Below are 26,291 nucleotides of genomic sequence, written 5' to 3'. Positions count from 1 at the left end.
TCCGCGACCCGCCGCGCCGTCGTCGCAAAGCATCGCTCGCCAGTGTCACATCGTCGCGTTATCGGGCTGGTCCGAAAGGACGATTCCCGCCGTGATCCGATTCCCCCTCGCCGCGTTCGCCCTCAGCCTGCTGGCCGGGTGCGCCTATCCCTATACGCCACCTGCATTGCCGCCGGTCGGCGCCGCGACACCCGCCCCCGGTGGCGTGCCGGTCGCCGCGGCCGCCACGAGCGACGCGCGCGCGCCGGTAACGATCCTGGTGTCGATCGACGGCTTTCGCGCCGACTATCTGACGCGCGGCCTGTCCCCCAATCTGTCACGCCTCGCGAGCCAGGGCGCTTCCGCGGCGATGCGGCCGTCCTTTCCGTCCAAGACCTTCCCCAATCACTGGACGCTGGTGACCGGCGTCGTCCCCGACCGGCACGGCATCGTCGCCAACGGCTTCACCGATCCGGCGCGTCCCGACGAGCGCTTCACCATGGCGTCCGACGATCCCTATTGGTGGAATGCGGTGGAGCCGATCTGGGTCACCGCCGAAAAGGCGGGCATTCCCACCGCGACGATGTTCTGGCCGGGCTCCAACGTCGCCTGGGGTGGCACCGAACAGACCGGCGCGCACCACGCCGTCACGGGCGGCACGCGCCCGCGCGACTGGCAGCAGTTCAACCAGAGCGTGTCCGATCGCCAGCGGGTCGATGCGACCATCGACTGGCTGCGCCGCCCCGCGACCACCCGCCCCCGCTTCCTCACCCTCTATTTCGACGAGGTCGACACCGCCGGACATGAGGCGGGGCCCGATTCGCCCGAGGTAAACGCCGCGATCGGCGCGGTCGACCAGTCGATCGGCCGCCTGCTCGCGGGGCTTGCCGAACTGGGTCAGCCGGCCAATCTGGTCGTCGTCGCCGATCACGGCATGGCGGCGATCTCGAGCGACCGGGTCGTCCCGCTCGATCGCTTCGCGAACCCCGCCGACTATGTGCTGGTCGAAGACGGTCCCTATGCCACGCTGCGCGCCGAGCCGGGGCATGAGGCGGCACTGGAGCATGACCTGCTCGGGCATCACGATCATATCGACTGCTGGCGCAGGGAGGCGATGCCCGCACGCTTCCACTATGGTCGCAACCCGCGCATTCCGCCCTATTTCTGCCTCGCCGATGCAGGCTGGACGATCAAGGCCAAGCCGCCCGAAAAGCCGTTCGCGGGCGGCACGCACGGCTATGACAATGCCGACCCCAGCATGGCGGCGCTGTTCATCGCCAACGGCCCGGCCTTCCGCCCCGGCGTGAGGCTCGCGCCGTTCGACAATGTCGATGTCGCGCCATTGCTGCGCGACCTGATCGGCCTGCCACAGGGTCAGGGTCTGGACGGCAACGACCTGCCGTTCCGGCGGGCGTTCAGGCGTTAGGATCGCGGGAGAGACGATGATGATCTGGCTGGAGGATGTCGCGGTCGGCGACGTGGCGCGGTTCGGGCACTACAGGGTCGAGCGCGACGAGGTCGTCGCCTTCGCCCGGCGCTACGACCCGCAACCCTTTCATCTGTCCGACGAGGCCGCCGCCGCGACCCATTTCGGGCGGCTGTCGGCCAGTGGCTGGCACACCGCGTCGATGGCGATGGCGATGATCGTCGCCCATTTCCGCGAGACGGGGTTCCAGAGCCTGGGATCGCCCGGAGTCGACGAGCTTCGCTGGATGAAGCCCGTCTTTCCCGGCGATACGCTTCACTGCGAGACCGAGGTGCTGGAGACCCGCGCCTCCGCCAGCCGTCCCGAAATGGGGTTCGTGATCAGCCGCTGGACGGTGTTCAATCAGGATGACGAGCCGGTCATGCGGATGCGCCCCACGGTGATGATCCGCGCGCGGGGCGACACGCCGACGGCCGCCTGATCAGCGCGGTCCGCGACCGCCCCGACCACCCGAGCGGCCGCCACGCCAGCCGCCGGGATTGCCCCGGTTGCCGCGCCAGCCCTCGGCGCGCGGCACGCCGGGTGCCGGGCGGACCGCGCCATTGCCGCGCCAGGTGCCCGGCACGTCGCCACGCCAGCCACCACGGCCCCAGCCGCGCCACTGGTCACGGATCGGCCCGCCCGACCAGGCGCCGCGCCGCCCTTCCCAATAGGCGCGCTGGCCGTCGTTCCAGCGATAGGGGCGGCGATAGCGGTCGTAGACGTAGATGCCGGTGCCCGGATAATAGAAATTGTCGTACCAGCCGAAATAGGACGGCGCGTAACCATAGCCGTAGCCACCGCCGTAATAGCCGGGGGCATAGCCGCCGCCATAACCCGCGCCGACTGAGACGCCGCTATACCCGTAACCGTCGTTGCAGCCGGTCAGCGCCATCAGACCGGCCAGCATCGCCGCCGCCAAAGTTTTCCGACCGAGGACCATCTTGCCTCTCCACACCCCTGGCCTGTTACCGCGCGACGGCGGCAGGGGCTCGCCATTCTCGCGTCCATCTCCGGTCAACCCGGGCGCATGATCATGGTTCCTATACGTTCTCCGATGCACCGGCCATGAACGGGACACTGCAAAGGGGGATTGGCAAAGCGGCTCAAGCAAGGCTAACCTGAAACACCGTTCATCATGGACGGACGAGTTGAGAGGGCGGCGCACGACCGGAACAATCCGGCACGACCGTCACGGCGTACCGGATGCGCACGCGAGCAAAGGTGGAGGGACAGGACGAATGGCGATGACGGAGAACACCGTACCCCCCGGCGAGGCGCCGGAGCCATTCCAGGAAGAGGTCCATGATCCCCGCCGCCGCGACTTCATCAACATCGCCGCCGCGTCCTTCGCGGGCGTCGGCGGCCTGGCGATCGTCCTGCCGCTGATCAACCAGATGAACCCGTCCGCCGACGTGCTCGCGCAATCGACCACCGAGGTCGACCTGTCGAAGATCGAACCCGGCCAGGCGATCAAGACCAGCTTCCGCAAGCAGCCGCTGTTCGTCCGCAACCTGACGCCCAAGGAAATGGCGGAGGCCGATGCGGTGCCGTTGTCCGAGCTGCGCGATCCCCAGACGCTCGCCGAGCGGACCAAGCCGGGCAAGAAGAACTGGCTGATCACGCTGGGTGTCTGCACCCATCTGGGCTGCGTGCCGCTGGGCGCTGGCGAGGGCGAGAACAAGGGCCCTTACGGCGGCTATTTCTGCCCCTGCCACGGTTCGGCCTATGACACCGCCGCGCGCATCCGAAAGGGGCCGGCGCCCAAGAACCTGTTCGTCCCCGATTACAAATTCGACACCGACACGACCGTCACGGTCGGCGCGGCGGCTTAAGGGAGTCCCGAGACATGAGCTTCCCCTGGGCCAAGCATTATCAACCGAAGCAGCCGCTGATGCGCTGGCTGGACGAGAAGCTGCCGGTGCCGCGCCTCGTCTACAATGCGGTGGGCGCTGGCTATCCGGTCCCGCGCAACCTCAATTACTTCTGGAATTTCGGCGTGCTGGCGGGCGCCGCGCTCGCCATCCAGATCATCACCGGCGTCGTGCTGGCGATGCATTACGCCGCCAATGCGGGCGTCGCCTTCGATTCGGTCGAAAGCATCATGCGCGACGTGAACGCGGGCTGGTTCCTGCGCTATGCCCACGCCAACGGCGCGTCGATGTTCTTCATCGTCGTCTACACCCATATCTTCCGCGGCCTCTATTACGGATCGTACAAAGCCCCGCGCGAGATGGTGTGGCTGCTCGGCGTCGTCATCTTCCTGCTGATGATGGCGACCGCCTTCATGGGCTATGTGCTCCCCTGGGGGCAGATGAGCTTCTGGGGCGCGCAGGTGATCACCGGCTTCTTCTCGGCGATCCCGCTGGTCGGCGACACCATCCGCATCTGGCTGCTGGGCGGTTTCGCGCCGGACAATGCCGCGCTCAACCGCTTCTTCTCGCTCCACTATCTGCTGCCCTTCGTGATCGCGGGCGTCATCATCCTGCACATCTGGGCGCTGCACATTCCGGGTTCGAACAACCCGACCGGCGTCGATGTGAAGGGTGAGCAGGATACGGTGCCCTTCCACCCTTATTACACCGCCAAGGATGCGGTCGGGCTGGGCGTGTTCCTGCTGGTGTTCGCGGGAATGCTGTTCTTCTTCCCCAACTATCTGGGCCATCCGGACAATTACATTCCGGCCAACCCGCTCTCGACGCCCGCGCATATCGTGCCCGAATGGTATTTCTGGCCCTTCTACGCGATCCTGCGCGCCTTCACCGCCGACTTCATCCTGCCCGCCAAGCTGTGGGGCGTGCTGGCGATGTTCGGGTCGATCCTGCTGCTGTTCTTCCTCCCCTGGCTGGACAGCTCGCCGGTGCGGTCGAACAATTTCCGGCCCAAGGCGCGAATCGCCTTCTGGGTGCTGGTGGTCGACGTGCTGCTGCTCGGCTGGTGCGGAGGTTCGGCCGCAACGCCGTTCTTCATCATCCTGAGCCAGATCACCGCGGCCTATTATTTCCTCCACTTCCTGGTGATCCTGCCCTGGATCGCCCGGACCGAGCGCCCGGCCCCCCTGCCCAATTCGATCACCGAGGCGGTGCTCGCCAAGCAGGGCGGTACGGCCCCGACCAAGTCGGCCCTAACCCCATCGGCCTCGGCCTGACGCGAACCGATAAGAGAGGATTCTGACGACATGGTTCGTGGCATCGCATTCCTGGTCGGCGCGGCCTTCACCCTGGTTCTCGCGATCGCGCTGTGGGGCAGCGTGTCGGGGCTCGTCTCCGACCCGCCCGCTCCCACCGCCGAGGAGGAGTTCCACCTTCACCCCAAACAGGCACATCTGGCCTCGGACGGCGTGCTCGGCCGCTTCGACCGCCGCCAGCTCCAGCGTGGTTTCCAGGTCTTCAAGGAAGTCTGCGCGGCCTGCCACTCGCTCCGCCTCGTCGCCTTCCGCGACCTGAAGGACCTCGGCTATAACGATCCCGAGGTGAAGGCGATCGCCAACCAGTGGGTGATCGAGCAGCCGAGCATCAATCCGGAGACGGGCGAGGCGACGACGCGCAAGAACGTGCCCGCCGATCACTTCCCCTCGCCCTTCGCCAACGAGGTGGCGGCGCGCGCGGCGAACAACAACGCGCTGCCGCCCGACCTGTCGCTGATGACCAAGGCGCGGCATGACGGCACCAACTACATCTATTCGCTGGTCGGCCCCGACGCCTATCGCCCGCAGCCGGCCGAATTGCTGCGCAAGTTCCCGGACATCAAGACGCCGACCGGGCTGCACTACAATCCCTATTTCGCCAACCTCAACATCGCGATGCCGCCGCCGCTGACCCAGGACGGTCAGGTCCAGTATACCGACGGTACGCTGGCGACCCGCGACCAGATGGCCAAGGACGTCGCCGCCTTCCTGACCTGGACCGCCGAGCCCAAGCTGGAGTCGCGCCATGCGGCCGGTATCGGCGCGGTGATCTTCATCCTGATCTTCTGCTTCCTGGCCTGGGGCGCGTATCAGAATGTCTGGCGTGACGTGAAACACTGAGATCGGGCTGGCCCGATGTGAGAGAACTGGGGCGGTTTCCGACAGGGAACCGCCCGTTTTATTGGTGGGCGGCAGCCCCTTCCCCGACCTCCGCTCAGGCTGAACGCTGCGTGGGCCGGTTGGCCTCCCCCCTTTACCCCCGCCGCCGCCAGGCCCATGAGACCCGGCATGAGCCCCAATGATGACCTCAAAGCCCTGATCCGCACCATTCCGGACTTCCCCAAGCCCGGCATCCAGTTCCGCGACATCACCACGCTGCTGCTCGACCCCGGCGGCTTCGCCACCACGGTCGCGCGCATGGCGGCCGCGACGCGCGGGCCGGTCGACCTGATCGCGGGGATCGAGGCACGGGGCTTTCTGTTCGCCGCGGCGCTTGCCGTGCCGCTGAACGCGGGCGTGCTGCTGATCCGCAAGGACGGCAAGCTGCCCGGCGCGACGATCGCCGAGGATTATGCGCTGGAATATGGCCAGGACCGGATCGTGATGCATGAGGACGCGCTGGTCCCCGGCGCCCGCGTCCTGCTGGTTGACGACCTGATCGCCACCGGCGGCACCGCGCGCGCCGCCGTCCGGCTGCTCCGCAAGGCGGGCGGCGTGGTGGAGCAGGCGCAGTTCCTGGTCGACCTGCCCGACCTGGGCGGCGCGGATGCGTTGCGTGCCGAAGGGCTGGACGTCGATTCGCTGATCGCCTTCCCTGGCCACTGATGCGGCTGGCGCTGCATGAGCCCGACATCGCGGGCAATGTCGGCACGCTGATCCGTACCGCGACCTGTTTCGGCGTCGCGGTCGACCTGATCGAGCCGATGGGCTTCCCCTATTCCGACCGGGCGCTGGCGCGGTCGGCGATGGACTATGCCGCGCTGGCCGAGGTCGTGCGACACGCCGATTGGGCGGCATTCCGCGCGGCGACGCCGGGTCGCATCGTATTGGCGACCACGCTGGGGGCGTTGCCGCTGCCCGAGATGCGTTTCCGTCCCGACGACGTGATCCTGCTCGGCTCGGAGGGAGCGGGCGTGCCGGAGGCGGTGCATCGTGCCGCCGATGTCCGGGTCCGCGTGCCGATGCGCGTCGGGGTCCGCTCGCTCAACGTCGCGATCACCGGCGGCATCCTGCTGGCGGAGGCGCGGCGGCAGACGGGTTGGGACCAAATGCCCGGTTGACCCCCGGCCCCGCCCCCGCCCAGAACGCGCTCGCCATGACCAGCCGTATCCCCGATATCGCGCTCGACGCCGAGCAGGACGCCGCCCGCCTGTGGTTCGAATCCCTGCGCGACCGCATCTGCGCCGCATTCGAGGCGATCGAGCGCGAGGCCGGGTCGGACGCCGCCTTCGAATACACCGCCTGGGATCGCACCGACCCCAGCGGCGAGCCGGGCGGCGGCGGGGTTCGCGGCGTGATGAAGGGCCGCGTGTTCGAGAAGGTAGGCGTCAACGTATCGACGGTTGGCGGCACCTTCGAAGGGCCCTTTGCCAAGACCATCCACGGCGCGGGCGACGATCCGCGCTTCGTCGCGACCGGGATCAGCCTGGTCGCGCACATGGCCAACCCGCATGTCCCCGCGGTGCATATGAACACCCGCTTCCTGACCACCACCAAGCGCTGGTTCGGCGGCGGCGCGGACCTGAATCCGCCGCTGCCGATCGAGGAAGACACCGCCGATTTCCACGCCCGCCTCCGCGCCGCTTGCGACGCACATGATCCGGCGCACTATCCGCGTTTCAAGGCGTGGGCCGACGATTATTTCTACATCCCCCACCGCCAGGTCCATCGCGGCGTCGGCGGCATCTTCTACGACCATCTGGAGGGCGATTTCGCCGGGAATTTCGCCTTTACGCGCGACGTGGGCGAGGCCTTTCTGGACATATTCCCGCGCATCGTCCGGCGGCGCATGGGCCTGCCCGCGACCGACGCCGACCGGGCGCAGATGCTGGCGTGGCGCGGACGCTATGCCGAGTTCAACCTGGTCTATGACCGGGGCACGCTGTTCGGTCTGAAGACCGGCGGCAATATCGATGCGATCCTGATGAGCCTGCCGCCGCTCGCCACCTGGGCATAAGGGACGTGGCGTTGACCCCCGTCGACCCGGCCGAGGTCGCGACCATCGTCACCACGCTGGAGATGCGGACTCGTCCCCGCCCGCGTCCGATGCCCAACGCGCCGCTCGGCCTCGTCGCCTGGGCCGATCCCGATCCCGCCAAATACCGGGCCCTGTTCGCGCGGGTCGGCGCGCCGTGGCTGTGGTTTTCACGGCTGGTGATGCGCGACGACATGCTGACCGCGATCATCCATGACCCCGCCGTCTCGGTCTTCGCGGTGGTCGACCGGGCGGGGATCGAAGTCGGGCTGCTGGAACTCGACCATCGTCGGCCGGGCGAATGCGAGATCGCCTATTTCGGGTTGATCCCCGAACTGGCGGGACGGGGTCATGGCCGCTGGCTCATGGCGCAGGCACTGATGCGCGCCTGGACCGCCAGCGTGGAGCGGGTGTGGGTGCATACCTGCACGCTCGATCACCCGTCGGCGCTCAATTTCTATCGGCGGCAGGGGTTCGTCGCGATCGGTCGCGCGGTCGAGACCTTCGCCGACCCGCGCCTGCTCGGCCTGTTGCCCGAAGGCGCCGCGCCGCAGATCCCGCTGATCAGGCCTGTCGGCTGACCAGGCGGCGATAGGCGGCGACGGCGATCAGCGCCTGGGCCAGCCCCGCCGCCATCGAGACGCCCGCCGCGCCCGCCTGGAGCAGCGCGATCGCGACCGGATTGCCGGGACCGTCGCCCCTGGACAGGTCGACCAGCATCAGGAAGGGCTGCGCCGCGATCATCCCGGCGAGATAGGTGCAGGCGGCCAGCGCGGCCATCTGCAACCCGGCACCGCGGGTCAGCGCGAACGACCGCGCCAGCGCCCCCACCGCCGCCATCCGCCGCTCCGCCAGCAGCACCGGCCCGACCAGCAGCAGCCGACCGGCGACGTACAGCCCCGGCAGGATATAGAGCAGCATCCCCGCCCCCACCGGCAGCGCGACGAGCATCATCGCCAGCAGGAAGCGCGGCGCGACGCCCAATGCCCGTCCCAGCGCTTCGCCGACCGTCAACCGCCCCTCGCCCAGCACCAGCGTCAGCAGCGCCGCCGTCCCGAGCAGGCCGACCACATAGCTGGCGAAATACCAGGCGCCATAATGGCCCGCCCATTGCCCGACCGAATCGATCCAGGCGGTGGCCCGCGCCGTGGTATCGCCCACGCCCTCGTCGGGCAGCGGCGGCGCCGGGACCAGCAGCCCGAGCGCGAGGGCGGGCCAGAACAGAAACGGAGCCGCCAGCCGGATCAGCAGCGAGCGGTCCCGGCGGAACAGGCCCCAGGCGTCCCGCAGGGTGGCAACGACATCCATTTTCATCACAGCGACGGCGAACCCTCGGTCCGAAGCGCCTGTTCCCCCGCCGTCGCGACATAGAGCCGCGCGATGAAGACATAGGCGAGCGTCATGAATGCCGCGCTGACCAGCGACCCGAGCAGTCCAGTCAGCGCAAGCACCAGTCCCAGTCGGTCGGGACCGAAGGCCAGCCGGAACACCGCCCCGGCGACGCCCTGCACCGCCAGGACCGACACCAGCATGACGATCACGAACAGGATCGTCACGCCGATCAGCCGCCATGTCATGCCCCGCGTCAGCGCGATCGAGCGGCGAAACGCGCCCAGCCCCAGCCGTTCGTTGAGCACCACCGCATAGGTCAGCATCAGCCGCGCGCTCAACCACACCGCCAGCGGCAGCGCGACGAGCATGTAGAGCGTGACGAAGATCGCCGCCCCACCCGGCATCGGCGGCATCCGGGTCGGATCGCCATTCACCGCCATCGCCGCGGTCAGATCGAACCCGAACGCCACCAGTCCGACGATCAGGATCAGCGCCGCGATCGCGACGGCGAAGCCGATCGCCAGCGCCAGACCCAGAACGGGAAGGAACCGGTGAAGCCCCGCCCGCGATGCCTCCGCCGTCGTGGTCGCGGGATGGGTGGCGAGCGCCATGATCGCGAGTTGCGCCCAGACCCCCAGGACCAGCGAAAAGATGGTGATGGCCAGTCCCAGTCCCGAGACGTTACCGCCCGGCGCCGCGCCGCCCTGTGGCAGGACGAGGATCTGCAACAGGCTGGGCAGCACGAAACCGATCGCGGCAAAGGGTATCAGCATGCCCGCGCGGCCCGCCAATACCTGTTGCGTGCTGTCCCATACCGATCCGATCCTGGCCGTCATCTTTCCTCCCTTTGCCGGGCGCGCTCGCCCACCTGATCGCCCGGCCATCATCCCCTGCCTAGCCCATCGGCGGGCGCAACGCCATCAGCAGGGCCCGAGCCGTCGGCGGGATCGGGAATCCCCCGATCGCCCCGACCGCTTGCATCACACCGGTGCCGGGCGCAGATAACCGCGATCGTGACCCATATTCCCGACATCCCCGATATCGAATGGCGGATCAGCCCCGGTCTGACCCCCTATGACCAGTCGCTCGCCGAGATGGAGGCGCGCGCCGCCGCCGTCGTGCAGGGCGAGGCGCGCGAACTGGTGTGGCTGCTCGAACATCCCCCCGTCTATACCGCGGGGACGAGCGCCGATCCGGTCGAGCTGGTCGATCCGCGCTTTCCGGTTTTCCAGACCGGGCGGGGCGGCAAATATACCTATCATGGCCCCGGCCAGCGCACCGGCTATCTGATCCTGGACCTCAACCGGCGCGGACGCGACGTGCGGGCCTTCGTCCATGGCCTGGAGGACTGGCTGATCGCCGCGCTCGCCCGGCTGGGCGTCGACGCCTTCAGCGTCGACGAGCGCGTGGGCATCTGGACGCGCGACGGCGGGTCCGAGGCGAAGATCGGTGCGATCGGCGTTCGGGTTCGCCGCTGGGTGACGCTTCACGGCTTCGCGATCAACATCGCACCCGATCTTTCGCATTTCGGCGGGATCGTGCCGTGCGGGCTGCCCGAGTTCCCCGTCACCAGCCTTTTTGCATTAAACGGCGTCAAGTCGTTGGAAACCTTTGACGAGGCGCTTGCGTTCACCTTTCCGGCCTTCCTCAAGTCGCTAGGGTCGGTCCGACAAAACGAGGCTTGAGGACGAAGCGGTATCCGATTAATGTCCACTCCGATTTGGGTAATAGGGCCAGCAAGCCGTTCCAAATCCTTATTATCAAGGGAGCTTCCAATGCGTGCAATCATCTCCAAGGTCCTGACGGGCTCGATCATCGCCGGCGCGGCGCTCGCGGTTTCGGCTTGCGGCTCGAAGACCGAGAACACCACCGACGCCAACATGACCACCGAAATGAACGCTTCGGAAGGCATGGACACCGCCACCGACAACATGACCGCCGTCGACGGCGCCATGAACGGCGGCATGATGGCCAACGACACCATGTCGAACGACATGATGATGTCGAACGACACGATGATGACCAACGCGTCGAACGCGATGTAATCATCGTCGGGGTCATCCCCGACGTGAAGAGGGGCCGTCCGGGCGACCGGGCGGCCCCTTTTTCATTGGCTGGTCAGGCGGCCGAGGGCACTCCGCAAGGGATCGGCATAATTCCGTTTTCGCTACCTTTCCGTAACGACACCACTCATCGCAGGCGGCCGTTTGCGGTTCGATTTCCATTTGGGGAAAAGCCCGAAAAGCGTTATGTTTCGGGACGCTCGAAAGGCCCTCAGGGGGAAGGATCGGAAGACAATGAAGGTGGTGCGTACCGCGCTGGTTGCCAGCGTGGCTTTTTGGGGGATGGGCGCCGCGGCGCCCGCATCGGCACAATTCTTCCTGCAGCCCTATAATTTCCAGGGGAAGCCCGTTCAGGGCGACGAACCCGGCATCGGCCAGCCGCTGCCCGGCGCGTCCGCCGCGGAAATGCGCGCGGGACTGCTCTGGAACATGCGCGCCGCGCTGAACGTCGCGGCGCTGCAATGCCAGTTCGAGCCGATGCTTTCGACCGTGGCCAATTATAACGCGATCCTGAAGGATCACGATGCCGAGTTGAAGGGCGCGTTCGACACGCTTGGCGCCTATTTCAAGCGCAAGGCGAAGACGGTTCGCGAGGGCCAGATGGCGCTCGATCAATATGGCACGCGGACCTATTCCAGCTTTGCCGCGGTCGCCGCCCAGCTCAACTTCTGCCAGACGGCGGGCTCGATCGCCCATGCGGCGGTCTTCACGCCGCGCGGCCATCTGGGCGAACTGGCGGTCGAGCGGATGCAGGAGTTGCGCAACAGCCTGACGCCCTATGGCGAGCAGCGCTTCCCGCGCTATATCGGCCGCGAATATGTCGCCGCGACCATGCCGCGCCTGGACGCGCTGTGCTGGAACAAGAAGGCGGAATGGGTGGTCAAGAAGTGCGGCGCCCAGAACTGGCCGCCCGCCGGCGGCACCAACCTGGCGGCACGGTAAGACCCAATCCTCCCCAAGCCCGGCTTGGGGAGGGGGACCGCCACGAAGCGGTGGTGGAGCGGCGCTTCCTTGGGGAATGCCCCTCGCGGCACGTCCCCTCCACCATGCTGCGCATGGTTCCCCTCCCCGTGCCGGGACGGATCAATCCGGGCCTCCCCTTTCGCGTCGATATTTGCTAGGCGCGCCGCCATGCTCAATCTGAATGGCATCACCGTGCGCCTGGGCGGCCGCACGATCCTCGACGGTGCTTCCGCGGCCCTCCCCCCCGGCAGCCGTGTCGGCCTGATCGGCCGCAACGGCGCGGGCAAGTCGACGCTCGTCCGGGTGATCGCAGGCCAGCTCGAGGCCGATGACGGCGCCTGCGAGATGCCCAAGGGCGCACGCCTCGGCTATATCGCACAGGAAGCCCCCGACGGCACCGCCACCCCGTTCGAGACGGTGCTCGCCGCCGACCTCGAACGCGCCGAACTGATGGAGCGCAGCGAAACCGAGAGCGATCCCGAAAAGCTGGGCGACATCTATGAGCGGCTGATCGCGATCGACGCCTATACCGCCCCCGCGCGCGCCTCCAGCATCCTGCAGGGCCTGGGTTTCGACGAGGCGATGCAGGCCCGGCCGCTGTCGAGCTATTCGGGCGGGTGGAAGATGCGCGTGGCGCTGGCCGCGCTTCTGTTCTCCGCGCCCGACGTGCTGCTGCTCGACGAGCCGTCGAACCACCTCGATCTCGAAGCGGTGATGTGGCTGGAGGATTTCCTCAAATCCTATCGCGCCACGATCCTGCTGGTCAGCCATGAGCGCGACTTCCTGAACAATGTCGTCGATCATATCCTGCACCTGCAGGGCGGCAAGGTGACGCTCTATCCCGGCGGTTACGATTCGTTCGAGCGCCAGCGCGCCGAGCGGATGGCGCAGCTCGCCGCCGCCAAGGCGAATCAGGAGGCGCAGCGCGCCAAGCTGCAGGACTATATCGCCCGCAACTCGGCCCGCGCCTCGACCGCCAAGCAGGCGCAGAGCCGCGCTAAGATGCTGTCCAAGATGCAGCCGATCGCCGAGATGGCGAACGATCCGTCGCTGTCCTTCGACTTCCCCGATCCCGACCAGCTGCGCCCGCCGCTCATCACGCTGGACCTGGCGAGCGTGGGTTATGCGGAAACGCCGATCCTGAAGCGGCTGAACCTGCGCATCGATCCGGACGACCGGATCGCGCTCCTGGGCCGCAACGGCAACGGCAAGACGACGCTGGCCCGCCTGCTCGCCGCCCAACTCGCGCCGATGGACGGCGAGATGAACGCGAGCGGCAAGATGCGCGTCGGCTACTTCACCCAATATCAGGTCGAGGAACTCGACACCGACGACACCGCGCTGGAGCATATGACCCGCATCATGCGCGGTGCGACCCCGGCGGCGGTCCGCGCGCAGCTCGGGCGATTCGGCTTTTCGGGCGACAAGGCGACCACCAAGGTCGGCAAGCTGTCGGGCGGCGAGCGCGCGCGGCTGGCCCTCGCGCTGATAACGCGCGATGCGCCGCACATGCTGATCCTCGACGAGCCGACCAACCACCTCGACGTCGATGCGCGCGAGGCGCTGGTCCAGGCGCTCAACATGTACAAGGGCACGGTGGTGCTGGTCAGCCACGACCGCCATATGCTGGAGATGACCGCCGACCGGCTGGTGCTGGTCGACAATGGCACCGCGCGGGAATTCGACGGGTCGCTGGACGATTACATCGCCTTCGTCCTGAAGGGCGATGCGGGCCAGGGCGATGCCGCGTCCAAGGCGGATCGGGCGGCGAGCAAGAAGGCCTCGGCCGAACAGCGCGAGCGCTTCAACGCGATGAAGAAGACGCTGCGCGGCATCGAGGACGAAATGGCCAAGCTGACCCGCGAGCGCGAGGCGCTGGACAAGGCGATGGCCGATCCGGCGGCGGCCGAACCCCGCCATGCGCGACTGTCGATGGGCGAGCTGAACAAGCGCCGCGCCGAGGTGGTCGACAAGCTGGCGGAAGCGGAAATGCGCTGGATGGAAGCCGGCGAGGCGATGGAGGCGGCGTAAGGTCGCTCCATCCTCCGTTCGCATTGAGCGAGGTCGAAATGCGGTGATGTTATCCCGTGGGCTTCGACTTCACTCAGCCTGAACGGGGTCGGGGGCAGGTGGCCCATAATGCAGCGCTGTTCCCCGGCGAAGGCCGGGGTCCAGTTTCTGCGAATTGGGTGGCTCGCCCCCTCGATCGTAAGCCGCAACTGGACCCCGGCCTTCGCCGGGGTGGCACGATACTTAAGCTTCGGCTTCTTCCGAACCTTCGGCGGCATCTTCACCATCGGCGGGATTCTCGATCCACGCCTCGACCTCGCCGTTGAGCTTCAGGGTCAGCGGGCGGCCGTGACGGTCGACCTTCTTGCCCAGCGCGACGCGAATCCAGCCTTCGGAGATGCAATATTCCTCGACGTCGCGGCGCTCATTGCCCTTGAAGCGGATGCCCACGCCCCGCTGCAGCAGGTCCTGGTCGAAATAGGGGCTGTCCGGGTTGGTGGACAGGCGATCGGGAACGGTATCGGTCATGCCCTGGGCCTTAACGCCGACTCGGGCGTGCTGCCAAGAAAAAGCGGCGCCGGAATGACCCGGCGCCGCTCATCGTTTCAGTTACAGACCTGGACCGGCACGTTGCGGCCCCAATAGGGATCCCAGCGCCAGTCGTTCCAGCAGCGCGGCGCATAGCTGCGATACTGATACTGGTAGGCCACCGGCGGCGGGGGCGGCGGCGCATAATAGGGGTCATAGCCGCGGTTGTAGTAATAACCGCGATCGACATAGCGCGGCTGGTTGCTGCTCGCGATCGCCGCGCCGACACCCAGCCCGACGATCCCGCCGAGCAGCGCGCCCGCTACCGCGTCGCCGCCGCGATCCCGGTGGTAATAGCCACCCCAGCCACGGCCCCAACGCTGCGCCTCGGCCGGAGCCGCAGCGGTCAGGGCGGTCGCGCCCAGCGCGATCCCCAGCCCCAGCTTCTTCAACATTCCATTCATACCGAACCTCCGATACTGATACGCCCGGTCCGCTGATGGCTAAACGCTTACGCGGCGTCCGTGTTGCCTTCTTTGCCACCAACGGGCTGAACGGACACGGAATGCGGTGTTTAACCCCGGTTCAGGAGACTCGTGCGCGATGGCCCATTGGCTGCTGAAGTCGGAACCCGACAGCTATGGCTGGGGCGACCTGGTCCGCGACGGCGCCACCGAATGGGACGGCGTCCGCAACGCCGCCGCCGCCAGGTATCTGCGCGCCATGGCCGTCGGCGACACCGCGCTGTTCTATCATAGCGGCAAGGACAAGGCGGCGGTCGGCATTGCGACGATCGCCCGCACCGCAAAGGCCGATGGCGACGATGGCCGCTGGGTATCGGTGCAGGTCTCGCCCGACCGCCCCCTCGCCAAGCCTGTCACGCTGGCGGCGATGAAGGCCGACGCCCGGCTCGCCGACATGGCGATGCTCCGCCAGTCGCGTCTGTCCGTATCGCCCGTGGGCGATTCGGAATGGGCCGTCCTGCTGGAACTGGCCATCCCCTGAGTCCTCCCCATCTCTGACAGAGAGGGGGACCATCCGAAGGATGGTGGAGGGGCAAGCCCGCGCCTAGGCCGGATCGACATTCAGCTCATTCTCCCCTCTCCCCTGGCCAGGGGAGAGGGTTAGCGAAGCTTGCCAGCGTGCTGGCTAGCGCAGCTTGGGTGAGGGGTTGAGCGAGCCTCAAGGCTCGCGCGCTCTTCGAGCGCTCCACCCCTCACCCAGCTCTGACTAGGCCTTTGCTACGCAAAGACCAAGTCTGCGCAACCCTCTCCCCTCTACGAGGGGCGAGGGATGGACAGGCATAGTTGAATGTCGATCGGCCCTAAGTCTTTGCTTTGGCAAAGACCAAGTCTGGGCAACCCTCTCCCCTCTGTGAGGGCCGAGGGAAGAAGAGGGTGCCCCGCAACTGACATTGCCCAACGGCATAATCCTCAGCGCAATTACCGATACGCCTGCCCCAGCGATATTATACCGAAATTACCCGCCACAATCGGTTGACGCGCCCGGTATTGCGTTGCAGCAATGGCGGCCATGACGACCCTGCCACCCATCGCCAACAATGCCGACATCCGTTTTCTGGGCACACAGCTGGGCGACGTGATCCGCCGCTATGGCGGCGACGCGCTGTTCGAAGCGACCGAGGCGATCCGCCGGGCATCGGTCGACCGCTATCGCGGATTGGGCGAGGACGGCTCGGTCGACCTGCAGCTCGAAAAGCTCGCGCTCGACGAGACGTTGGATTTCGTTCGCGGGTTCATGCTGTTCTCGATGCTCGCCAACCTGGCCGAGGATCGTCAGGGCATCGCGCGCGAGCCCGCCGCCGATATCGCCGACGTGCTGGAAACGCTGGCCGGCGAAGGCATCGACCGGCAGGCGGCGATGGAATTGCTGGCGCAGGCGCTGGTCGTCCCCGTGCTGACCGCGCACCCGACCGAGGTGCGGCGCAAGAGCATGATCGACCACCGCAACCGCATCGCCGAGCTGCTGGCGATGCGCGATGCGGGCCGCGCGGTCACGCCCGATGGCGACGATGTCGAGGCGGCGATCGGTCGCCAGATCGCGCTGCTCTGGCAGACCCGCGTGTTGCGACGCGAGCGGCTCTACGTCACCGACGAGGTGGAGACGGCGCTTTCCTACCTGCGCGACGTGTTCCTGCCGGTGCTGCCGACCCTGTACCAGCGCTGGGACAAGGCGTTCGGTGCGCGCGTGCCCGCGTTCCTGCGCGCCGGTTCGTGGATCGGCGGCGACCGCGACGGCAATCCCTTCGTCACCGCCGAGTCGCTGACCACCGCGCTCGCCCAGGCGGCCGATGCGGTGCTGAGCCATTATTGCGAGGCGGTCCACGCGCTCGGCGCCGAGCTGTCCATCTCGACCGAACATGCCGAGGTCGACGCGGCGGTATTGGCACTGGCCGACGCGAGCGGCGACGCGGCACTCAGCCGCGCCGACGAGCCCTATCGGCGTGCCCTGTCGGGCATTTACGCGCGCCTGGCCGCGACGCATCAGACGCTGACCGGCAAGACATCGCCGCGACCCGGCCGCCTGACCGGCGAGCCCTATCCCGATCCCAAGGCGTTGCGTACCGACCTCGTCGCGATCGCGCGCGGGCTGGCGGCGCGCGGCGACGGCGCACTGGCGAGCGGCGGCGCGCTCGGACGGCTGATCCGCGCGGTCGAGACCTTCGGCTTCCACCTCGCCACGCTCGACCTGCGGCAGAATTCGGCGGTGCATGAGCGGGTCGTCGCCGAACTGCTCAAGGTGGCGGGCGTCGAGGTGGACTATCTCGCGCTGGACGAGGAGGCCCGCGTGGCGCTGCTCCGTCGCGAACTCGCCAATGCCCGGCCGCTGTTCAGCCATTATGCGGACTATTCGGACGAGACCCGCTCAGAACTGGCGATCGTCCAGGCCGCCGCCGATGCGCACGCCAGATACGGGCCGAAGTGCATCACCAATTACATCGTCTCGATGGGCAAGTCGGTGTCCGACCTGCTCGAAATCAACCTGATGCTGAAGGAATTCGGCCTCTACCGCCCCGGCGAACCCGCCACTGCCGCGATCATGGCGGTGCCGCTGTTCGAGACGATCGAGGATCTGGAGGCGGGCCCGGAGATCATGCGCGCCTATTTCGGCTTGCCCGAAATCGCCGCGATCGTCCGCGCGCGCGGGCATCAGGAGGTGATGATCGGCTATTCGGACTCGAACAAGGATGGCGGTTACCTGACCTCTACCTGGTCGCTGTCCAAGGCGTCGAGCGCCTTCCGCCCGGTGTTCGAGGAAGCGGGCGTCCGGATGCAGCTCTTCCACGGGCGCGGCGGCGCGGTGGGACGTGGCGGGGGCAGCGCCTTCGCCGCGATCCGCGCCCAGCCGCACGACACGGTACAGGGCCGCATCCGCATCACCGAACAGGGCGAGGTGATCGCGGGCAAATATGGTACGCGCGACTCGGCGCTCGGCAATCTGGAGGCCATGGCCTCGGCCACGCTGCTCGCCAGCCTGGAGCCGGACCGTTTGTCGGAGGCGGACAATGCGCGCTTCACCGCCGCGATGGAGGGACTGTCCGCGACCGCCTTCACCACCTATCGCGACCTCGTCTATGGCACCGAGGGCTTTCGCACCTTCTTCCGTCAGATGACCCCGATCGCCGAGATCGCGGGGTTGAAGATCGGTAGCCGCCCGGCCAGCCGCAAGAAGTCCGACGCGATCGAAGACCTGCGCGCCATCCCCTGGGTGTTCAGCTGGGCGCAGGCCCGCGTGATGCTGCCCGGCTGGTTCGGTGTCGGCACCGCGATCGCGCGCTTTGAGGACAAGGCGCTGCTCGCAGAGATGGCGAAGAACTGGCCCTTCTTCGCCGCCACCCTCGCCAATATGGAGATGGTGCTCGCCAAGTCGGATATCGGCATCGCGCGGCGTTACGCCGGGCTGGTCGAGGATGAAGGACTTCGCGAATCGATCTTCGGACGTATCCATGACGGCTGGCACCGGGCGCGCGACGGGCTGCTGACCGTGACGGAGCAAACGCGACTGCTGTCCGCCAACCCGGCGCTGGAGGCGTCGATCCGCCTGCGCCTGCCCTATATCGAACCGCTCAACCTGCTCCAGATCGAGTTGATGAAGCGCCACCGCGCGGGCGAGGACGATCCGCGCATCGGCGAGGGCATCCTGTTGTCGATCAACGGGATCGCGACCGCGTTGCGCAACAGCGGCTGACGGCCATGGCGGATTTCGTCGTTCGTTACAAAGGCGGTCTGCGCTGCCGCGTCGCGCATCCCGATAATGGTGCGGTGCTGGTCATGGATGCGTCCAGGGAATTGGGCGGTCGGGGCGAGCACTTCTCGCCCAGCGACCTGTTGTCGGTATCGCTGGGCGGGTGCGTGCTGAGCATCATGGCGATGGCGGGACGGGTCGCCGGGCTGGAGCTGGCGGGTGCGACGGCGACCGTGACCAAGGAGATGGGACATGCGCCGCGCCGGATCGCGGGGATGTCGGTAACGGTGCGCGTACCGGGCGCGTTTGACGGCACCCAGCGACGGAGGCTGGAAGCCGCGGCGAAAGCCTGTCCCGTGCACGCGGTGCTGGGCATCGACGCGCCGATCACGATTATCTGGGAAGACTGACCCGAAAATCCTCCCGGGCACGGGGAGGAATCACCGTTGCCACTGCCGCGCTTCTTCCGCTGTGAACCCTTCGACCATCGCGCGGAACGTCGCCTCCGCCACATCGGGGCTCAGCCCCTCTCGCGCGGCCTTCTCGCGGATCCGGGCCAGGATCCGGCGAATCCGCGCCTCATCGCGCACCGTCGCGGCGGATGTCTTGAAGCGCCCCGCCTGCCGCACATAGCGTGACCGCTCGGCCATCAAGTGCAGGATCTGATCGTCGATCCCGTCGATCCGGGCACGGACTTCGCCCAGATCGCGGCAACAGGGTTTGGAGGGGGGCGCGCTCGTCTGCGCCACAACGGGGGACGACAGGCTCGCAAGACCCAGGATCAGCGGCAACAAAGGACGCATCGGCCACCTCCGGCAGGCAACAGGGTCAGGACCGATACGGCCGCAAATCCCACCTCGCCAGTGACATCCCCGTCACCTGCCGCACGTCTTCGTCCGATCCTGCCGCGTCTCGACGAATGCGCGCGGGAGATAGCTCATGCCAGCGCCAGGGCCGGCTCACCCCGTTCGTGCGCGAGCAGCCACTGTTTCACCGCCAGGCCGCCCGCAAAGCCGGTCAGCGTGCCGTTCGCGCCGATCACCCGGTGGCACGGCGTGACGATCGACAGCGGATTGCGGCCATTCGCCGCGCCGACCGCACGCGACGCGCCCGGCCGACCGATCGCCTCGGCGAGCGCGGCGTAGCTGCGCGTCTCGCCATAAGGAATGGCGTTCAGGCCGGTCCATACGCTCTTCTGGAAATCGGTGCCGACGGGGTCGAGCGGCAGGTCGAAGTCGCGCCGCTTCCCCTCGAAATAGTCGGTCAGTTGCCGGACCGCCTCGGTCAGGATCGCGTTGGCGGGATCGTTCCGTCGGTCGGACAAGGGCACGCGCCCCGCCCGCTCCTCGGCCCAAAGGACGGCGCGCAAGCCCTGCGCGCTCGCGACTAGGGTCAGCTCGCCCACCGGCGAGGCCATGGTGCATTCGCTCAACATGGCCCGATCCTATCGCAAGACGCGCGCCGATGCGTCCCGCTTCTTGCGCTCAAAGCAGGAAGGGCGCCGCGATCTCGGGCGTGACGCGCAGCAGACGACCGGTCTCGCGATCGATCAGCGCCCAGGTCGTCACCGCTTCCACCTTCACCTGCCCGTCCGCGCCCAGAAAGCGGACATGCCGGTCGAAGCGCGCGCCCTTGGGCGGGTCGGGAACCCAGGTCTCGGCGGTCACCGTTTCCCCCGCGACGACATTGCCGCGATAGTCGATCTCGTGTCGCGTCACGACCCAGACATGCGCGGCGACATGCTCGGGCGGTGCCACCGCCTCCCAATGCGCGGTCGCGATCGCCTGAATCCATTGTACCCAGACGGCGTTGTTCACATGCCCCAGCTCGTCGATATGCTCGGGACCGGCGGTGATCGTCAGCGTGAAGCGGCTCATGCCTGTTCGTTCGTTTCCCTGTAGCGCAACCACAGCGCACGAACGCCCCAGCCGAGTGCGGCGGCGACCATGACCAGGCCCGCCGCCATCAATATGTGAATCAGGCTGGGGCGATAGCGCGCGGCGAGTTCGTGGAACGCCTCGCCGAACAGATAACCGATACCGACGAAGATCGACGCCCAACATGCGGCCGATGCCGCATTGACCGCGACGAACAGCCGGGTCGACACTTCGCTGGTGCCCAGCGCGACCGGGCTGATCGTGCGCAGGCCGTAGAGGAACCGGAATGCGAAGATGAAGCCGACCGGATAGCGTTCCATCATCTTCGTGACGCGGGCATAGACCTTGCGCTTGCGCAGCTTGGCGACCCAGCGTCCATCGCGCGCACGCCGCCCGATGGTGAAGAAGATCTGGTCGGCCAGGAACGAGCCGATCGCCGCCGCCAGCAGCGTGGCGGGCCAGGAGATCAACCCCTGATGCGCCAGGATCCCGCCGGTGACGACCGCCGTCTCACCTTCCAGCCCGGCGCCCAGCGCAATGGCCGCGACGCCGTAGCGCGCGACGATCGCCTCGATGCTCAGGACTCGACTCCCATCTGCCACAGGATGAAGGCGTGCTCCTCCGCACCCTCGCGCAGGGATTCGAAACGGCCGGACTTGCCGCCATGCCCCGCGCCCATATTGGTCTTGAGCAGCAGCAGATTGTCGTCGGTCTTGGTCGCGCGCAGCCGGGCGGCCCATTTGGCGGGCTCCCAATAGGTCACGCGCGGATCGTTGAGCCCGCCCGAGATGAACATCGGCGGATAGGCCTGCGCCCGGACATTGTCATAGGGGCTGTAGCTGCGGATCAGCTCGAACGCCGCCTCGTCCTCGATCGGGTTGCCCCATTCGGGCCACTCGCCCGGCGTCAGCGGCAGCTCGGCATCCATCATCGTGTTGAGCACGTCGACGAACGGCACGTCGGCGATCACCGCGCCCCAGAGATCGGGATCGGAATTGACCACCGCGCCCATCAGCTCGCCCCCCGCCGAGCGGCCCGCGATCGCGATCTGCCCCGCCTTGGTCCAGCCGCCCTCGATCAGCCCCCTCGCGACGTCGACGAAGTCGTGGAAGGTGTTGGTCCGCTTTTCCAGCTTGCCGTCCAGATACCATTGCTGGCCCAGATCGTCGCCACCGCGGATATGCGCGATGGCATAGGCGAAACCGCGATCGAGCAGGCTCATCCGCCCCGTCGAGAAGCCCGGCGGGATCGCATAGCCATAGGCGCCGTACGCATAGAGGAACAGCTTGCCCGACCCGTCGCGCGGAAAGTCCCTGGGGTAGACGATCGACACCGGCACCATCGTTCCGTCGCGCGCAGGAATCTTGAGGCGTTCGGTCCGGTACTTGTCGCCGTCATAGCCCGACGGGATTTCCTGGACCTTCAACACGGTCAGCCCGCCGGTCGCGACGTCATAATCATAGACGGTGCCCGGCGTGACCATGGACTCATAGCCCAGCCGCAAGACCGACACGTCATATTCGGGATTGTCGCCCAGGCCCGCCGTATAGCTCGCCTCGGGGAACTCGATCCGCCGGGGCACGGTCGGCGTGTCGTAGCGGTGGATGGCGATGCGGTCCAAACCGTCCTCGCGCCCCTCGACGACGAAGAAGTCCTTATAGCACTCGACCCCGGTCATGTAGAAATGCGGGTTCGGCCCGATCAACTCATGCCAGTCGCCGGGATTGTCGATCGACGCGGTGCAGAGGCGGAATTGCGGGTCCACATCGTTGGTGTGGATGAACAGCGTGCCGTCATGCTCGTCCACATCATACTCACGGCCCTCCTTGCGGGGTGCGACCAGGATCGGTTCGGCGAAGACGTTATCGGACGGAAGCAGCCGCACCTCGCTGGTCACATGATCGCCGGTCGCGATCACGATCCAGTTGCGCGCGGAGGTTTCGGCGACGGCGACGCGGTAGCCTTCGTCATCCTCGTGGAACAGCTCGACATCCTGCGCGACATCGGTGCCCAGCTTGTGGAAGCGCGCATTGTCGGTCCGCCACTGCGCGTTCGCCACGCCGTAGAGGAAGCCGCTGTCATCGGCGACCCAGACGATCTCCGACAACATGCCCGGAATCACCTCGGGCAGGTGCTCGCCCGTCGTCAGGTCCTTGATCCGCACCTCGAACCGTTCGGAGCCATTGTCGTCGATCGCATAGGCGAGGTAGCGGCCATTGTTGCTGATCGAGAAGGCGCCCAGCCGGAAATAGTCCTTGCCCTCGGCCAGCGCGGGTTCGTCGAGCAGCAGCTCGTCGGGGCCGCCAGCGACCGGCTTGCGCCACCATTTGCGATATTGCCCGCCGGTTTCGAACCCGGTCCAGTAGATCCAGTCGCCGTCCTTTTGGGGCACGGAGGACTCGTCCTCCTTGATCCGCCCCTTCATCTCTTCATACAGCCGGTCGATCAGCGGCTGGCGCGGGGCCATGACCGCCTCGAAATAGGCGTTCTCCGCCTCGACATAGGCGAGAACGTCCTTGTCCTCGACCTCGGGATAGGCGGGGTCCTTCAGCCAGGCATAGGGGTCGGTGATCGTGACCCCGTGCGCGGTGAAGCTGTGGGGACGGGTTTCGGCAATGGGCGGCGTCGGCGCGGGTTCGGTCATCGCCCGGATGTAGCTAGGGTTATGCCCCGCCGGAAGGGGTGGAGATCACGCTATTTCCACCCATCGGCCAGCGTCCAGCGATCCCGCCAGCGCAGGACCGGCGTCTCGCCCTCCCATTCCACCGGCAGCCAGACGTACCGCCCGTCGATCGCATTTTCCGGCCGCCAGCGATCGGCCATGAAGATGAAGCGCGGCTCGCCCCCCGGACGCTCGGGCGGCAGCGGCAGGACGAAGGTCGATTGCGAGTGGAAGGTCGTCTTCCGATCCTCCTCGCTCCCGCGTACCGGATTGCCCAGCGAGCGCCACGGCCCCGTCACCTGGTCCGCGACATAGACCCGCCCCGGATTGGGCCGCCAGCCGGTCAGGCCGGAGGCGAACATATAATAGCGCCCCTTGGCCTTGAAGAGCGCGGGCGCCTCGTTCCCGCCACCCGGCAGCGCGCGGACATAATAGCCGTCATGCCGCGTCCAGTCGGGCGCCAGCCGCGCGATCTGGAGCGTGGCATTCTCCTCCGAGGCATAGACATGCCAGGCCGTGTCGCCATCGACGAAGACCGTCATGTCGCGCGCCATCTGGCCACCCGCAAAGTCGCGCGCCAGCGTGGTGCCGGGCGCCTTGTCCTCTTCGGTCGCGTTGGCGGGCCAGATGCCCGGATTGACCCGCCCCGCGCGCAGGAAGCGGAACGGCCCCTGCGGCCGGTCGGCGACCGCGACACCCGCCTGCGCCGCGCCGTAACCGCGCCCCTTCAGCTCCAGATGGAACCACATCACGAACGTGCGGGTGCGGCGGTTATAGACGACCTTGGGCCGCTCCAGGATGCAGCCGCGCGTGATCGGGCTGGCCGGATCGTCCGACACGGACAGCGCAATGCCCTCGTCGCGCCAGATCACGAGATCCGCCGAGCTATAGGCATGGACGCCGACCAGCGCGGTATTGCCCGCCTCGCCCGCCGTCTTGTGCTCGCCATGCCACCACCAGCGCCCGCCATGGCGCAGCAGCCCGCCGCCATGCGCGTTGATCGCGACGCCATGGGTGTCGTTCCAGACCTCGCCGGGGCGGATCGCGTCCGCTTCCGCCGCGCGCGCCATGCCGCCGACCAGCGCCGCCGCGCCCGCCCCAGCCAGGATGCTCCGCCGGTCGATCGTCACGCAAACCCCTTCCACGTCATTCGGACGGGATCGTATATCGTCTCACAAACCAATCAAGCCCCGGCAGGCTCGACGCTGTGCGGGCGGAGGGCTAGACCGGCCGCGTTTTCCATTGCTGTCAGGCCGTTCCATGTCCCATTCCGCCCGCCTTTCCGCCCTTCGCAACGAGTTGGCCGCACAGGGCCTCGACGGTTTCGTCGTGCCGCTGACCGACGAGCATATGAGCGAATATGTTGGCGACTATGCGCAGCGCCTCGGCTGGCTGACCGGGTTCGGCGGCTCAGCGGGCACGGCGGTGGTGCTGGCGGACAAGGCGGCGATCTTCACCGACGGGCGCTACACGTTGCAGGTGCGCGAGCAGGTGTCGGGCGAGGACTATGCCTATATCCCGGTGCCGCAGGACAGCGTGGCGGGCTGGCTGGGTCGCGAGACGGCGGCGGGGCAGCGGATCGGCTATGAACCGTGGCTGCATACCCGCCAGCAGGTCGCCGACATGACGGCGGCGCTGGCCGATCGCGAGGCGGAACTGGTCGCGGTGACCGCCAACCCCATCGACGCGATCTGGACCGACCGCCCCGCCCCCTCGCCCGCCGTGCTGACGGTACAGAAGGACGACGTGGCAGGCGAAGGCTCAGCCGCCAAGCGTGCGCGGATCGGCGAATGGCTGGCCGAGGTGCGCGCCGACGCGGTGGTGCTGTCGGCGCTCGATTCGATCGCCTGGGCGCTGAACGTGCGCGGCACCGATGTCGCGCACACGCCGGTCGCCCTGTCCTATGCGATCGTCCATGCGGACGGGGAGACCGACCTGTTCGTCGCGCCCGAGAAAATCACGCCCGAGGTGCGCTCGCATCTGGGCAATGCGGTTCGGCTGCATGACCGCGCGGCGTTCGAGGATTACCTGGGCGGCTTTGCGGGCAAGCGCGTCGTCGCCGACCCCGAGCGCGCGGTGGCGGCGATAGGGCAGGCACTGGAGGCGGGCGGGGCCAAGGTGCTGGCGCTTCGCGATCCCGTCGTGCTGACCAAGGCGATCAAGAACCCCGCCGAAGTCGCCGGACACCGCGCCGCCTCGGTTCGCGACGGCGCGGCGATGGTGAAATTCCTTCGCTGGGTGGAGGCGGAATGCCCGAAGGGCGGCCAGACCGAGTTGTCAGCGGCGGCGCAATTGCTGGCGTTTCGCGAGGCGACGGGGTTGCTCAAGGACACGAGCTTCTCGACCATCTCGGCGACCGGCGCGCATGGCGCGAGCCCGCATTATCATGTCACCGAGGAGTCGAACGCCGCGATCGAGGCGGGGCAACTCTTCCTGATCGACTCGGGCGGGCAATATCAGGACGGCACCACCGACATCACCCGCGTCATGCCGATCGGCGAGCCCACGCCCGAGATGCGCGACCGGTTCACCCGCGTGCTGAAGGGGCATATCGGGCTGGCGACGGCGGTATTTCCGGACGGGACCTTGGGCGGGCATCTGGATTCGCTGGCGCGGCGCCCCCTGTGGGAGGTCGGGCTCGACTATGCGCACGGCACGGGGCACGGGATCGGCGCATACCTGTCGGTGCATGAAGGGCCGCAGCGTATCGCCGCGCCCAATTATCCCGGCGGCGCGGCGATGGAGCCGTTGCGCGCCGGCATGATGCTGTCCAACGAGCCGGGTTATTACAAGGCGGGCGAGTATGGCATCCGCATCGAGAATCTGGTGCTCGTCGAACCGCGCGGGATCGCGGGGGCGGACCGCGACATGCTGGGCTTCGAGACGCTGACGCTGTGCCCGATCGAGCGGACGTTGATCGTTCCCGAGTTGCTGACGGCGGCAGAACGGGACTGGCTGGACTCGTACCATGCGCGGGTGGCGGAGATGCTCGCACCGGAGCTGGAGGGGGCGGATCGCGACTGGTTGCTGGAGAAGTGCGCGGCGATCTGATTTTCGCGCGTAGACGCGAGGACGCGAAGAGACAGAAGCTTGGTTCGCGCAGAG

28 protein-coding genes are annotated in these 26,291 nt (G+C 67.4%); 17 read left to right on the top strand and 11 right to left on the bottom strand.

Translation table 11 applies throughout. The annotated features are described in order from the left end of the window. The first annotated feature begins 91 nt into the window (after positions 1–91). Both LRP66_RS07590 and LRP66_RS07585 read left to right on the top strand, forming a co-directional pair. Positions 92–1,405 (top strand): alkaline phosphatase family protein, encoded by a 1,314-nt coding sequence (locus tag LRP66_RS07590; RefSeq protein WP_443026669.1) that lies wholly within the window; start codon positions 92–94, stop codon positions 1,403–1,405. 19 nt (positions 1,406–1,424) lie between these two features. After that, positions 1,425–1,886 (top strand): MaoC family dehydratase, encoded by a 462-nt coding sequence (locus tag LRP66_RS07585; RefSeq protein WP_230481996.1) that lies wholly within the window; start codon positions 1,425–1,427, stop codon positions 1,884–1,886. On the opposite strand, the gene LRP66_RS07580 is transcribed toward LRP66_RS07585, so the two are convergent. Continuing rightward, positions 1,887–2,387, bottom strand: coding sequence for a hypothetical protein (locus LRP66_RS07580; protein WP_230481891.1), 501 nt, complete (start codon positions 2,385–2,387; stop codon positions 1,887–1,889). Positions 2,388–2,685: 298 nt separating this feature from the next. Here LRP66_RS07580 and petA point away from each other — a divergent pair, with 298 nt between their 5' ends. From petA to LRP66_RS07545, 7 genes are all read left to right on the top strand, one after another. Beyond that, positions 2,686–3,279: a ubiquinol-cytochrome c reductase iron-sulfur subunit gene (gene petA / locus LRP66_RS07575; RefSeq protein WP_230481890.1), complete on the top strand. Its 594-nt coding sequence runs from the start codon at positions 2,686–2,688 to the stop codon at positions 3,277–3,279. Positions 3,280–3,293: 14 nt separating this feature from the next. Next, positions 3,294–4,592: a cytochrome b gene (locus tag LRP66_RS07570; protein ID WP_230481889.1), complete on the top strand. Its 1,299-nt coding sequence runs from the start codon at positions 3,294–3,296 to the stop codon at positions 4,590–4,592. Between the two features lie 30 nt (positions 4,593–4,622). Continuing rightward, entirely contained in the window at positions 4,623–5,471 is an 849-nt protein-coding gene (locus tag LRP66_RS07565) for a cytochrome c1 (RefSeq protein ID WP_230481888.1), read from the top strand. A 168-nt stretch (positions 5,472–5,639) separates the two neighbouring features. Continuing rightward, positions 5,640–6,176 (top strand): adenine phosphoribosyltransferase, encoded by a 537-nt coding sequence (locus LRP66_RS07560; RefSeq protein WP_230481887.1) that lies wholly within the window; start codon positions 5,640–5,642, stop codon positions 6,174–6,176. Beyond that, the gene (locus LRP66_RS07555; RefSeq protein WP_230481886.1) at positions 6,176–6,631 is read left to right on the top strand and encodes a tRNA (cytidine(34)-2'-O)-methyltransferase; all 456 of its coding nucleotides are present in this window, start codon (positions 6,176–6,178) and stop codon (positions 6,629–6,631) included. The genes LRP66_RS07560 and LRP66_RS07555 overlap by 1 nt, the downstream gene beginning before the upstream one ends. A 35-nt stretch (positions 6,632–6,666) precedes the next feature. Next, a complete protein-coding gene (gene hemF, locus LRP66_RS07550; protein WP_230481885.1) occupies positions 6,667–7,527 on the top strand; it encodes an oxygen-dependent coproporphyrinogen oxidase in 861 nt (286 codons plus the stop codon). A 5-nt stretch (positions 7,528–7,532) separates the two neighbouring features. Beyond that, entirely contained in the window at positions 7,533–8,126 is a 594-nt protein-coding gene (locus LRP66_RS07545) for a GNAT family N-acetyltransferase (RefSeq protein WP_230481884.1), read from the top strand. Here the strand turns inward: LRP66_RS07545 and LRP66_RS07540 are convergent. Together LRP66_RS07540 and LRP66_RS07535 are read right to left on the bottom strand one after the other, a co-directional pair. Beyond that, the gene (locus LRP66_RS07540; protein ID WP_230481883.1) at positions 8,110–8,853 is read right to left on the bottom strand and encodes a hypothetical protein; all 744 of its coding nucleotides are present in this window, start codon (positions 8,851–8,853) and stop codon (positions 8,110–8,112) included. The two genes, LRP66_RS07545 and LRP66_RS07540, sit on opposite strands and share 17 nt — an antisense overlap. A 5-nt stretch (positions 8,854–8,858) precedes the next feature. Next, the gene (locus LRP66_RS07535) at positions 8,859–9,713 is read right to left on the bottom strand and encodes a hypothetical protein (protein ID WP_230481882.1); all 855 of its coding nucleotides are present in this window, start codon (positions 9,711–9,713) and stop codon (positions 8,859–8,861) included. A gap of 177 nt (positions 9,714–9,890) precedes the next feature. Here LRP66_RS07535 and lipB point away from each other — a divergent pair, with 177 nt between their 5' ends. From lipB to LRP66_RS07515, 4 genes are all read left to right on the top strand, one after another. After that, positions 9,891–10,562, top strand: coding sequence for a lipoyl(octanoyl) transferase LipB (gene lipB / locus LRP66_RS07530; protein WP_230481881.1), 672 nt, complete (start codon positions 9,891–9,893; stop codon positions 10,560–10,562). Positions 10,563–10,652: 90 nt separating this feature from the next. Next, positions 10,653–10,922: a hypothetical protein gene (locus LRP66_RS07525; protein ID WP_230481880.1), complete on the top strand. Its 270-nt coding sequence runs from the start codon at positions 10,653–10,655 to the stop codon at positions 10,920–10,922. A 252-nt stretch (positions 10,923–11,174) separates the two neighbouring features. Beyond that, positions 11,175–11,882, top strand: coding sequence for a hypothetical protein (locus LRP66_RS07520; RefSeq protein WP_230481879.1), 708 nt, complete (start codon positions 11,175–11,177; stop codon positions 11,880–11,882). A gap of 189 nt (positions 11,883–12,071) precedes the next feature. Next, positions 12,072–13,934: an ABC-F family ATP-binding cassette domain-containing protein gene (locus LRP66_RS07515; RefSeq protein WP_230481878.1), complete on the top strand. Its 1,863-nt coding sequence runs from the start codon at positions 12,072–12,074 to the stop codon at positions 13,932–13,934. A gap of 222 nt (positions 13,935–14,156) precedes the next feature. On the opposite strand, the gene LRP66_RS07510 is transcribed toward LRP66_RS07515, so the two are convergent. Both LRP66_RS07510 and LRP66_RS07505 read right to left on the bottom strand, forming a co-directional pair. Then, the gene (locus tag LRP66_RS07510) at positions 14,157–14,441 is read right to left on the bottom strand and encodes a DUF3297 family protein (RefSeq protein ID WP_230481877.1); all 285 of its coding nucleotides are present in this window, start codon (positions 14,439–14,441) and stop codon (positions 14,157–14,159) included. 77 nt (positions 14,442–14,518) lie between these two features. Further along, a complete protein-coding gene (locus tag LRP66_RS07505; protein ID WP_230481876.1) occupies positions 14,519–14,905 on the bottom strand; it encodes a hypothetical protein in 387 nt (128 codons plus the stop codon). Positions 14,906–15,044: 139 nt separating this feature from the next. Here LRP66_RS07505 and LRP66_RS07500 point away from each other — a divergent pair, with 139 nt between their 5' ends. From LRP66_RS07500 to LRP66_RS07490, 3 genes are all read left to right on the top strand, one after another. Further along, positions 15,045–15,446 carry an EVE domain-containing protein gene (locus LRP66_RS07500; protein WP_230481875.1) on the top strand — a complete coding sequence of 134 codons (402 nt, stop codon included), beginning with the start codon at positions 15,045–15,047 and terminating at the stop codon, positions 15,444–15,446. A gap of 528 nt (positions 15,447–15,974) precedes the next feature. Further along, positions 15,975–18,650 (top strand): phosphoenolpyruvate carboxylase, encoded by a 2,676-nt coding sequence (gene ppc, locus LRP66_RS07495; RefSeq protein ID WP_230481874.1) that lies wholly within the window; start codon positions 15,975–15,977, stop codon positions 18,648–18,650. A gap of 5 nt (positions 18,651–18,655) precedes the next feature. Continuing rightward, positions 18,656–19,057: an OsmC family protein gene (locus LRP66_RS07490; protein ID WP_230481873.1), complete on the top strand. Its 402-nt coding sequence runs from the start codon at positions 18,656–18,658 to the stop codon at positions 19,055–19,057. A 30-nt stretch (positions 19,058–19,087) separates the two neighbouring features. On the opposite strand, the gene LRP66_RS07485 is transcribed toward LRP66_RS07490, so the two are convergent. The 6 genes from LRP66_RS07485 to LRP66_RS07460 all read right to left on the bottom strand — a co-directional run bounded on the left by LRP66_RS07485 (position 19,088) and on the right by LRP66_RS07460 (position 24,316). Beyond that, positions 19,088–19,450, bottom strand: coding sequence for a chorismate mutase (locus LRP66_RS07485; RefSeq protein ID WP_230481872.1), 363 nt, complete (start codon positions 19,448–19,450; stop codon positions 19,088–19,090). Between the two features lie 134 nt (positions 19,451–19,584). Then, a complete protein-coding gene (locus LRP66_RS07480) occupies positions 19,585–20,082 on the bottom strand; it encodes a methylated-DNA--[protein]-cysteine S-methyltransferase (protein ID WP_230481871.1) in 498 nt (165 codons plus the stop codon). A 49-nt stretch (positions 20,083–20,131) separates the two neighbouring features. After that, entirely contained in the window at positions 20,132–20,524 is a 393-nt protein-coding gene (locus LRP66_RS07475) for an acyl-CoA thioesterase (RefSeq protein ID WP_230481870.1), read from the bottom strand. Further along, positions 20,521–21,126: a DedA family protein gene (locus LRP66_RS07470; protein ID WP_230481869.1), complete on the bottom strand. Its 606-nt coding sequence runs from the start codon at positions 21,124–21,126 to the stop codon at positions 20,521–20,523. The genes LRP66_RS07475 and LRP66_RS07470 overlap by 4 nt, the downstream gene beginning before the upstream one ends. Continuing rightward, complete coding sequence (locus LRP66_RS07465; protein ID WP_230481868.1) at positions 21,102–23,168, bottom strand: S9 family peptidase; 2,067 nt, start codon at positions 23,166–23,168, stop codon at positions 21,102–21,104. Before LRP66_RS07465 ends, LRP66_RS07470 begins: the two co-directional genes overlap by 25 nt. A 50-nt stretch (positions 23,169–23,218) precedes the next feature. Then, complete coding sequence (locus LRP66_RS07460) at positions 23,219–24,316, bottom strand: glycoside hydrolase family 43 protein (protein WP_230481867.1); 1,098 nt, start codon at positions 24,314–24,316, stop codon at positions 23,219–23,221. A gap of 130 nt (positions 24,317–24,446) precedes the next feature. Between LRP66_RS07460 and LRP66_RS07455 the strand changes: the two genes are divergently transcribed. After that, positions 24,447–26,237 (top strand): aminopeptidase P family protein, encoded by a 1,791-nt coding sequence (locus tag LRP66_RS07455; RefSeq protein WP_230481866.1) that lies wholly within the window; start codon positions 24,447–24,449, stop codon positions 26,235–26,237. Positions 26,238–26,291: the final 54 nt, after the last annotated feature.

The sequence above is a fragment of the Sphingomonas sp. Leaf21 genome (assembly GCF_916858675.1).
Taxonomy (GTDB): domain Bacteria; phylum Pseudomonadota; class Alphaproteobacteria; order Sphingomonadales; family Sphingomonadaceae; genus Sphingomonas.
Note: the sequence above shows the minus strand (reverse complement) of the source record. Positions and strands in the feature narration are given on the sequence as shown.

What these genes read in the sequence shown, in the direction of transcription:
- LRP66_RS07585 (WP_230481996.1), top strand. Translation starts at nt 1,425, where the DNA reads ATGATCTGGCTGGAGGATGTCGCGGTCGGCGACGTGGCGCGGTTCGGG.
- LRP66_RS07580 (WP_230481891.1), bottom strand. Translation starts at nt 2,387, where the DNA reads ATGGTCCTCGGTCGGAAAACTTTGGCGGCGGCGATGCTGGCCGGTCTG.
- petA (WP_230481890.1), top strand. Translation starts at nt 2,686, where the DNA reads ATGGCGATGACGGAGAACACCGTACCCCCCGGCGAGGCGCCGGAGCCA.
- LRP66_RS07570 (WP_230481889.1), top strand. Translation starts at nt 3,294, where the DNA reads ATGAGCTTCCCCTGGGCCAAGCATTATCAACCGAAGCAGCCGCTGATG.
- LRP66_RS07565 (WP_230481888.1), top strand. Translation starts at nt 4,623, where the DNA reads ATGGTTCGTGGCATCGCATTCCTGGTCGGCGCGGCCTTCACCCTGGTT.
- LRP66_RS07560 (WP_230481887.1), top strand. Translation starts at nt 5,640, where the DNA reads ATGAGCCCCAATGATGACCTCAAAGCCCTGATCCGCACCATTCCGGAC.
- LRP66_RS07555 (WP_230481886.1), top strand. Translation starts at nt 6,176, where the DNA reads ATGCGGCTGGCGCTGCATGAGCCCGACATCGCGGGCAATGTCGGCACG.
- hemF (WP_230481885.1), top strand. Translation starts at nt 6,667, where the DNA reads ATGACCAGCCGTATCCCCGATATCGCGCTCGACGCCGAGCAGGACGCC.
- LRP66_RS07540 (WP_230481883.1), bottom strand. Translation starts at nt 8,853, where the DNA reads ATGGATGTCGTTGCCACCCTGCGGGACGCCTGGGGCCTGTTCCGCCGG.
- LRP66_RS07535 (WP_230481882.1), bottom strand. Translation starts at nt 9,713, where the DNA reads ATGACGGCCAGGATCGGATCGGTATGGGACAGCACGCAACAGGTATTG.
- LRP66_RS07525 (WP_230481880.1), top strand. Translation starts at nt 10,653, where the DNA reads ATGCGTGCAATCATCTCCAAGGTCCTGACGGGCTCGATCATCGCCGGC.
- LRP66_RS07520 (WP_230481879.1), top strand. Translation starts at nt 11,175, where the DNA reads ATGAAGGTGGTGCGTACCGCGCTGGTTGCCAGCGTGGCTTTTTGGGGG.
- LRP66_RS07515 (WP_230481878.1), top strand. Translation starts at nt 12,072, where the DNA reads ATGCTCAATCTGAATGGCATCACCGTGCGCCTGGGCGGCCGCACGATC.
- LRP66_RS07510 (WP_230481877.1), bottom strand. Translation starts at nt 14,441, where the DNA reads ATGACCGATACCGTTCCCGATCGCCTGTCCACCAACCCGGACAGCCCC.
- LRP66_RS07505 (WP_230481876.1), bottom strand. Translation starts at nt 14,905, where the DNA reads ATGAATGGAATGTTGAAGAAGCTGGGGCTGGGGATCGCGCTGGGCGCG.
- LRP66_RS07500 (WP_230481875.1), top strand. Translation starts at nt 15,045, where the DNA reads ATGGCCCATTGGCTGCTGAAGTCGGAACCCGACAGCTATGGCTGGGGC.
- ppc (WP_230481874.1), top strand. Translation starts at nt 15,975, where the DNA reads ATGACGACCCTGCCACCCATCGCCAACAATGCCGACATCCGTTTTCTG.
- LRP66_RS07490 (WP_230481873.1), top strand. Translation starts at nt 18,656, where the DNA reads ATGGCGGATTTCGTCGTTCGTTACAAAGGCGGTCTGCGCTGCCGCGTC.
- LRP66_RS07485 (WP_230481872.1), bottom strand. Translation starts at nt 19,450, where the DNA reads ATGCGTCCTTTGTTGCCGCTGATCCTGGGTCTTGCGAGCCTGTCGTCC.
- LRP66_RS07480 (WP_230481871.1), bottom strand. Translation starts at nt 20,082, where the DNA reads ATGTTGAGCGAATGCACCATGGCCTCGCCGGTGGGCGAGCTGACCCTA.
- LRP66_RS07475 (WP_230481870.1), bottom strand. Translation starts at nt 20,524, where the DNA reads ATGAGCCGCTTCACGCTGACGATCACCGCCGGTCCCGAGCATATCGAC.
- LRP66_RS07465 (WP_230481868.1), bottom strand. Translation starts at nt 23,168, where the DNA reads ATGACCGAACCCGCGCCGACGCCGCCCATTGCCGAAACCCGTCCCCAC.
- LRP66_RS07455 (WP_230481866.1), top strand. Translation starts at nt 24,447, where the DNA reads ATGTCCCATTCCGCCCGCCTTTCCGCCCTTCGCAACGAGTTGGCCGCA.